The organism is Pseudoalteromonas sp. TB25 (assembly GCF_000497995.1).
Lineage (GTDB): Bacteria > Pseudomonadota > Gammaproteobacteria > Enterobacterales > Alteromonadaceae > Pseudoalteromonas > Pseudoalteromonas distincta.
Genome location: NZ_AUTI01000011.1, coordinates 1 through 7,861, shown reverse-complemented (window position 1 = coordinate 7,861; position 7,861 = coordinate 1). Strand labels below are relative to the sequence as shown.

Genomic DNA, 7,861 nt, shown 5'->3' with positions numbered 1-7,861 from the left:
CCACTGGCGGTCTTCGTCAATCAAAGTAACCAATGAAATAGAAACATTAAACATACGCTTGGCAATACGAGTAACACGATCAAATCGCTCTTCATGAGACGTATCTAGAATTTTTAATGCTCTAAGCGCGTGTAATCGCTCAGCTTCGTTATTTGGAATCTCAGGTTTAATCATTAAAGCTCTATTAATTTTAAATGTTTTATAAATTACGAAACTGGAGCGAATATTTTCGAGTATATAATCCGATAAACTTATTTAAACTATAAACAGTCTGCCTATTCAAACTAGAACATTACCTAAAAATAGCAATAAATAAATATTTATAAATATCAGTAAGTCGTGCCTAAATAAAGATAAGATTCAATCCGCAAAAAATTATGATTTAAACAGGTGGGAGTAGTGGCTGATACAACATAGCTACTCTTTAATGAAAAAGTAGTAGTGGCTATTTAGTTTTATTTAAATAACCACTGGATTTGGCATACTTACAAAAATAAACACTTTAATTTTGGTGCTCATATTGTCCACGGTAAACTTCAAATACTTTTAAAACAGTATGTTGCTCTTTAGTTAGGTTATCAAACCAATCATCAAACAGCTCATCATCTTCTTGCTCGCTTAGTGCCATATACCTTGCTAGTAACTCTACAATATCATTGTGGTTGCAGGTTAAAGGATTTACTTGTTGCGCCAAGGTACTGTGGTCGCGCTCTCTTAGGGTTTCCATCACCCCTTGATCAATTTGTTCTTGTTGTTGTGTTGCGTCACTCATACATAACCTCTGTAATAACTTTATAACCGTATTTGTTAACGTTTTAACTCTTAAATATAGTTATAACAGCCTAAACGCCAATAGCCAGCATTTTTGATTCAAGTGCTTATTTTTTGATTTGTTTGCGCAAATAGCCAGCAATTACGCCCTTTTTGAGGAACATTTAAATAATTTGCAATGGGAGAATAAATACGTTAAATTAAAATGATATACTATCACATATCATTTATTGAGGCGTATTATGAAACCAAATATTCATCCTGATTACCACGTGGTTGCTTTTCACGATACCGCTGCCGATTCTTACTTTATTATTGGCTCAACCATAAAAACGAGCCGCACAGTAGAAATAGACGGTAATACATATCCATACGTACCTATTGATGTATCAAGTGACTCGCACCCATTTTATACAGGCAAGCAAAAAACAACCGCTACAGATGGCCGCGTTGCGCAGTTTAATCGTCGTTTTAAAAGTTTATCGACTGTTAAAAAGGAAAAGGTATGAAAGTATTAAGCTCTCTTAAAAGTGCTAAGCAACGTCCGGAGTGTCAAATTGTAAAACGCAAAGGTCGCGTATTCGTAATTTGTAAAAACAACCCACGCTTTAAAGCAGTACAAGGAATGAAAAAGAAATAAGTTAAACGGGGATGCTCAACTTATAATTAGGTAGCTTGCTTAAGCTACCTAATTTAGGGGGACTATTTTACCACTACTGAAAACTCTGGCACTGCCTGAATTACTTTTTTTACCGTACAGGTATTAACGGCTGCAATAAGCGCCTTTTTATATTTATCAGGGAAGCCTTCTGGTAAGTTAATCTCAATTGAAAATAGCTTTTTACCGTTGTCATCTACATTTTCGTTATTTTGAGTAAGCGTCATACCTTGCGTTGAAATATCACGCTGCTCGCAAAACTTACGCGCATAAAAACCTGCACATAAAACCATACTTACTAAAAAATAATCAAACGGTTCTGGATGCTCTGCATTGCCACCTGCGTTTACACTTTGATCGCTTATTACTTCTAGGTCGCCAAATTTAGCGCTTTGCTTTTGGCCTTCTAACATTGAAACTGAAATTTCCATTGTGTTTCCTTATATTTATTGCTGCAGATACCTTTAACGCAATTAATTAAAAGTAATTCCTAAAGATACATAGTGTTTAGGTTTATGAACCGAACAGTAATTCAAAGACCCCTGGAGGTTCATGTAACTCATGATATTTTTTACGTAAGTTATCTATATTTTTCAGTGGTACTTTTGCCGCACTTAGCCCCTGCTCGTTCGCTGCTTTTTTTGCAAGTTCAGCTTGGGCAATCACTTTATCAAGGCCTTGTAATGATTGTTCAGCTTTTTTGTAAAATTTAGCCGTTTTACTTATTTTTACCAGCTTAATAAATTCATCGATTGCGGTATTAAATTCGTCAATCTGTGTAGCCTGCACTGCTTGTTTATACGCAAGGCCCGTATTTTTCATATTTATTTCAAGATCGACAGGTTCCTCGGCTAAAACCAATGAGCTAAATAATAACGTAATAGCTAAATAAAAATACTTCATGAAAAACCCTATAAATAAAAGAAGGCTAATTGTATCAATTATGCTCATAAAAGTAACTCAACAGATATAGTGAACCGTTAAGTGCTGTAAAGGGGCTTTACAGTAAGTAACTACAACGTTTAGACAATAAAAAAGCCTGCATTTGCAGACTTTTATAATGAGTTAAAGCTTATTTAATATTACTCAGCCACACGCTTTGGTATGGTTCTAGCTCTATCGTTAATTGGCTTTCTTCAATCGTTTTATCTGCCACCAAATCAAACCACTTTTGGGTGTTAATTAAGTTTAAGTCGGCCAATGTGAGCGTTTGTGGTTTATCGCTAATGTTATAAACACAAAATATGCTTTGGCGTCTGTCTATACTTTGCCTCCAAAAGCCAAATAAACCACCCGCTAAATGCAGCGTAAACTGTGTAGCATTGGGGTGAAAGGCACTCTGCTTTTTGCGCACTGCCAATAAGCTTTTTATGCCGTTAAACACTTTATGATGATGACTGTACTTTTCACCAATTGCCGCGAGTAGCTTTGATTCTTGCCAACGATGGCGGTTAATAGCGCGGTTATGCTGTGAATTTTCAAATCGGTCGTAATCGTTAGTTGTACCCAACAAACTATGAATATAAAGCCCTGGGATACCTTCAAGCGCAAACATAATTGCGTGAGCACACATAAATCGCTCAAGGCCAAACTTATCGGGGCCATTGTGCGTCCCTTGAAGTGCATCAAATAAAGCAATATTTAGCTCGTACGGTGTATGTGTGCCATCGTTACTTGTACGCATAGATACACGACCACCAAACTGCATGGTTGTACTTACTAGTGACGCCACTTCGCTAGGTTGTAGTAAACCTTCAATTGGTCTGAGCCCTACTCCATCGTGCGAGGCTATAAAGTTAAAGTATGCAGTACCATTTTGCGCAGGCGGCATACTCATCATCCAATGTTTAATTGCTGTACTATCTCCGCTAAGTAATGTGTGTAGCAACAATGGCGGTAAGGCAAAGTTATAAATACTGTGCGCTTCGTTGGCATTACCAAAATAAGACAGGTTTTCTTGGTTTGGAATATTGGTTTCGGTAATTATAACTACGCTGGGCTCTGCGTGCTCAATAAGTGTTCGCATTAGCCTTACGGCTTCATGTGTTTGCGGCAAGTTAATACAACTTGTATTAAGCTGTTTCCACAAAAATGCAACCGCATCGAGTCTAAATAAACGTACGCCATTGTCTAAATAATGCCTAATTATTCCCACAAACTCTTTAAGTACATCAGGATTGCCAAAGTCAAAATCAACCTGATCGTGACTAAACGTACACCATACGTGCTTTTCACCGCTTGGCGTTGTTACAGTATTTAATAACGATGAGGTTCGCGGGCGTACAACTTGGCTTAAATCATCCGTTAAGCTCGCCGTTTTAAAATAATCTTTACCCGGGTGTAAATCATTTAAAAAGTTCTCAAACCATACGCTTCTGCTTGAGCAATGGTTAATAACTAAATCTGCCATTAACTTTACGTCTTTAGCGATGTTTTGAATATCTCCCCAATCACCTAACGACTCATTCACTTGCACGTAGTTCATTACGGCAAAGCCTTCATCTGAGCTGTACGGGTAAAATGGCAATATGTGCAGCGCATTTAGCTGCATATCACATTGCTCTTTTATAAACCGGTGTAGTGTTTTAAGCGGTGCCTCCATTGGGCTCGATACGGCAAATTCGCTATCATCGTGTTTTATAATAGAGTCGCCATAAGCAATCAATACTATATCTTGTTCATCCCATCGGTTTGTATGGGGTGTCGGGTCGCGCAGTGCATTGCTACCTAATATAATTTTAATAAGTTGCTGAGCAAGCTCAGTAACCGATAAAGGCAGCTCAACACCCTCATAAATAATATGAAGATGTTGCTCTACTCGTTGTAAAAATAATTCGCTAACTGTGCTCACATGCGCCCCTAATATTTATTGTTTAGACTTATAGGCTAGTTAACCTGCACGCAGGTTAACTATATTCTTCGTTATCTAGCTCTACGGCTTCTTTTAAGCGCTCAAGTACGTCTGGCATTGCAGATACAACACGGTTCCAACTTGGCACAAATGGCGCTTCCATTGGGTTTTCTAAAAAGTGTTGCCCTGCTTCCATAATATTTTGTGCAAACATTTCTACTGCTTTTTCTTCTTGGTGTACATCAAGCGTTAACCCGTTCATTAGCGCGTCGTTATGATACGTTTCTATAAAATCTAGACCGATACGGTAATAAGTCGCTTTTAATGAACGAATTGTTTCGCTGGTAAAAGTAACACCTTGAGTCGCCAGCTTTCTAAACAATGCCTTAGTAATATCAATCGACATTTTAGACAAACCTGCACTTTGATCATCAAGTGAAAGTTCTTGGTGTTTATGATCGTAATTATCGGCAATATCTACTTGGCACAAGCGGTTATGCGAATAGTTACGATACATTTCACTCAGTACACCTATTTCAAGGCCCCAATCACTTGGAATGCGAATATCGTTTAATACATCGCGTCTAAACGAAAACTCACCTGCAAGTGGGTATCTAAAAGAGTCCATATATTCAAGGTAGTCGGTATTGCCTAAAATTGTTTTAAATGAGCGAAGCAGTGGCGTTACTAATAAGCGCGATACACGGCCATTAATTTTGCCATTAGCAGTACGCGGGTAAAACCCTTTACAAAATTCATAGTTAAAACGCGGATGCGCAACGGGGTAAATTAAGCGAGCAAGTAGGCTTCTGTCGTAGGTTAAAATATCACAATCATGCAGTGCGATAGACTCTACTTCTGCTGTTGCTAATTTATAGCCCATGCAATACCACACATTACGCCCTTTACCCAGCTCGCGTGGGGCAACACCTAGCTCTTGTAATTCTTTATCTAGTGCTTGTAAGCGTGGGCCGTCGTTCCATAATACTTTATGATTTTGGTTTAGCTCTTTAAAAAAGCCTAGTGCATGACGGTATTGTGCTTCGTCGGCTCTATCTAAGCCTATCGTAATTTGTGATAAATACGGTACTTCGCGTAATTCACTAACTATATTTTGCAGCGCAGGGCCTTCAAGTTCACTAAATAGCGAAGGAAGTATTAACCCCATAGGGCGCTGCTTACTAAAAGTAAGTAGCTCTTTTTCTAGGTCTTCTATTGGTCTGTCGGCAATATTATGTAATGTTGTAATAATGCCATTTTGGTAAAAATCAGCCATGAGATGTTTGCTCCTCAGAAATACTTAAAATACTGCTAATGCACGGCAACGATGTTATTTCTTCAATCCAGCCCAGCGGTGCTGGTGATTGAGAGTATCGTGCTTTATTGTGCGACAATTTAACCGGCTTTTTACTCGCCGGATTGGCAATAATAATGGCGATGTTTGCGTGTTCTAACATTTGCTTATCGTTATCGCTATCACCCAGTGCTATAACCGTGAGAGGCTTTCTGAAATGATGGGTAAACTGTTTAACTAACCACTGCTGTGCAGCGCTTTTATCGGTATTTTTGGCAATATGAATGAAGCGCCCACCAATTTTTATATCGTAGCCGAGTGCTTCAACATCGTTTACAAAAGCTGTGAGTAATTCGTCATTGCCATACCAATAAAGAGGGTCTGAATAATCGCGGGTTTGTGCGCGTCTTGCTTGCGCATCATCGAGACCTGTAAGTTCTGATATTTGCTCACTCGATAAGTCACTAAACAATTTGTAATGTGCTTTATAATCTGCCTTTAAAGTATTTAAGTCCTTTAATAAACTCGATAGCGGCTTTGCCATTGCGTAGCACCAATACGCGCCTATTTTTTTGCAACCTATAGGCTTAAGTTCAAAATAATCTTCTGGAATAAATACCGCAGCACCGTTTTCTACAATAAAAGGCTGCTGAATGTTTAAATCGTTTTTAAGCTCTATAACTTCGCAAAAAGTTTTGCTGGTATTAAACACCACAGGAATATGCGCATTTTGCAGCTGCTGTAATAACTCACTGATATTATTTGTATTGTAATCGGCGTGATCGAGTAATGTGCCGTCCAAATCTGTAAAAATAATAGGTTGAAGGGTGTCATCACTTGTTAGGTGCATACCGCTAATATCTCGGTTGCTATCAAGTTCAATTAAAGCGTTTGCTTTAGCGCTCAGTGTGTTTAAGTTCTCACGCGTAATGCGCTCAAAATGAGAAATAAAATACACCAATTGCTCGTTAGTCATGGTGCCTGAGCCTGCACCTTTTTTGGCTATTAGCTTTTGTTCTTGCTCTTGTCGCCATGTAAAAACATCACTAAAACTCGGTGCTTTTAGCATAACTGTATAATCAATTAGGTTAAAAACGGCTTTATATTCGTTTGCCAAACAGCTATTTACACAGCGGCGCCAAACGCCTTCTTTATCAAACTGTTGCTCTAACTCGTTAAGCGGCTCACTTAATGAAAACAGCGGTTGTGGCTCACTGCCAACGCACCACCCTTCTAAAATAACAATATCAACTGGCTTTTCGTTTGTTAGCCAATCACTTGTTGGCACGCAGTCGTCTTCGTGTTTATTAAAACGTGGAAGCGGTACGTTTACCTCTCCTGCCAGTAAGTTAGTTATTGTGCTATTCATTAACGCTACATCGTGAGTACCCGGTACTCCGCGAGTAGTAAAAAGAGGATGTACGTCTTTGGCAAGTTCACTACGTGCTTGTTTTGCTAAATAAAAGTCATCAATAGACAATGCAACACTGTTAAGTGGTGTGTTTTTAGAAAACCAGGTAACTAAAAAATCAGCGAGTGTTGTTTTTCCTGAGCCTTGGCATCCATTTATGGCAACAAAAATAGGAGTATTTGTTTTTTTAGATTCGAGGATGTCATGCGCAAGTGGAACAAAATATTGCTCACTCAAATATTGATACTTTAAAGGCAGTTGGTGTTTTGCTAAAAACGGGGTTATATCCACAATATTGGCCTCTGACATAGTAACTCCTTTGCATACAATGCGTTCTGGAAGTTAAATGCAGATACTAGACCATTATTATTTTTGTATATTTATTAGTAGGTTAAAAAAATAGCGCATTAAAAATGCGCTATTATGGTGCAATATTTTTAACTTACGTGCACTATTAACTCTCTTGAGGCTGCGCCTTAGGTAATACAAGGTTGAGCACAATGCCTAAAATAGCGCATAAACTTACGCCCTCTAAACTAAATTGGCTACCACCAATATGCATACCGCCAATACCGCACACCAAAATAAGTGCAACAATACTTAAGTTACGTGGTGCTGTTAAATCATCGCCCGACTTAACTAATGTATTTAAACCCACTACAGCAATAGAGCCAAAAAGTAGAATCATAATGCCGCCCATTACAGGTACAGGTATAGTCTGTAAGCCAGATCCCATTTTAGCAACAAAGGCTAAAATAATGGCGATAATGGCTGTCCACATCATTACTTTAGGATTGAAGTTTTTGGTAAGCATAACTGCTCCCGTTACCTCTGAGTAAGTTGTGTTAGGCGGGCCGCCAAATAATGATGCGGCAG

The 7,861-nt window shown here is 38.6% G+C and carries 9 protein-coding genes and 1 pseudogene; 2 read left to right on the top strand and 8 right to left on the bottom strand.

All coding sequences use genetic code 11. The features are described from left to right. Together L652_RS1000000125230 and L652_RS0100170 are read right to left on the bottom strand one after the other, a co-directional pair. Positions 1 to 174: pseudogene (locus L652_RS1000000125230) on the bottom strand (GGDEF domain-containing protein); the annotation flags it as partial. Between the two features lie 328 nt (positions 175 to 502). Beyond that, the gene (locus L652_RS0100170; RefSeq protein WP_007580861.1) at positions 503 to 772 is read right to left on the bottom strand and encodes a hypothetical protein; all 270 of its coding nucleotides are present in this window, start codon (positions 770 to 772) and stop codon (positions 503 to 505) included. 241 nt (positions 773 to 1,013) lie between these two features. On the opposite strand from L652_RS0100170, the gene L652_RS0100165 reads away from it, so the two are divergent. Beyond that, positions 1,014 to 1,280: a type B 50S ribosomal protein L31 gene (locus L652_RS0100165; RefSeq protein ID WP_007580864.1), complete on the top strand. Its 267-nt coding sequence runs from the start codon at positions 1,014 to 1,016 to the stop codon at positions 1,278 to 1,280. Continuing rightward, entirely contained in the window at positions 1,277 to 1,411 is a 135-nt protein-coding gene (gene ykgO / locus L652_RS0100160; RefSeq protein WP_024595239.1) for a type B 50S ribosomal protein L36, read from the top strand. The genes L652_RS0100165 and ykgO overlap by 4 nt, the downstream gene beginning before the upstream one ends. 62 nt (positions 1,412 to 1,473) lie before the next feature. On the opposite strand, the gene L652_RS0100155 is transcribed toward ykgO, so the two are convergent. The 6 genes from L652_RS0100155 to L652_RS0100130 form a co-directional block, all read right to left on the bottom strand. Beyond that, positions 1,474 to 1,860, bottom strand: a complete 387-nt coding sequence (locus tag L652_RS0100155) for an OsmC family protein (protein WP_008170108.1) — start codon at positions 1,858 to 1,860, stop codon at positions 1,474 to 1,476. Positions 1,861 to 1,942: 82 nt separating this feature from the next. Further along, a complete protein-coding gene (locus L652_RS0100150) occupies positions 1,943 to 2,332 on the bottom strand; it encodes a cytochrome b562 (protein ID WP_024595238.1) in 390 nt (129 codons plus the stop codon). Positions 2,333 to 2,501: 169 nt separating this feature from the next. Then, on the bottom strand, positions 2,502 to 4,280 hold the full coding sequence (locus L652_RS0100145; RefSeq protein ID WP_024603160.1) for a sugar phosphorylase: 1,779 nt from the start codon (positions 4,278 to 4,280) through the stop codon (positions 2,502 to 2,504). Positions 4,281 to 4,335: 55 nt separating this feature from the next. Further along, entirely contained in the window at positions 4,336 to 5,556 is a 1,221-nt protein-coding gene (locus L652_RS0100140; RefSeq protein WP_002958673.1) for a glycosyl transferase, read from the bottom strand. Beyond that, positions 5,549 to 7,294: an HAD-IIB family hydrolase gene (locus L652_RS0100135; RefSeq protein ID WP_024595937.1), complete on the bottom strand. Its 1,746-nt coding sequence runs from the start codon at positions 7,292 to 7,294 to the stop codon at positions 5,549 to 5,551. Before L652_RS0100135 ends, L652_RS0100140 begins: the two co-directional genes overlap by 8 nt. Before the next feature lie 145 nt (positions 7,295 to 7,439). Next, positions 7,440 to 7,861: solute carrier family 23 protein (locus L652_RS0100130; RefSeq protein WP_024603159.1), on the bottom strand; the 422-nt coding region annotated here is incomplete at its 5' end.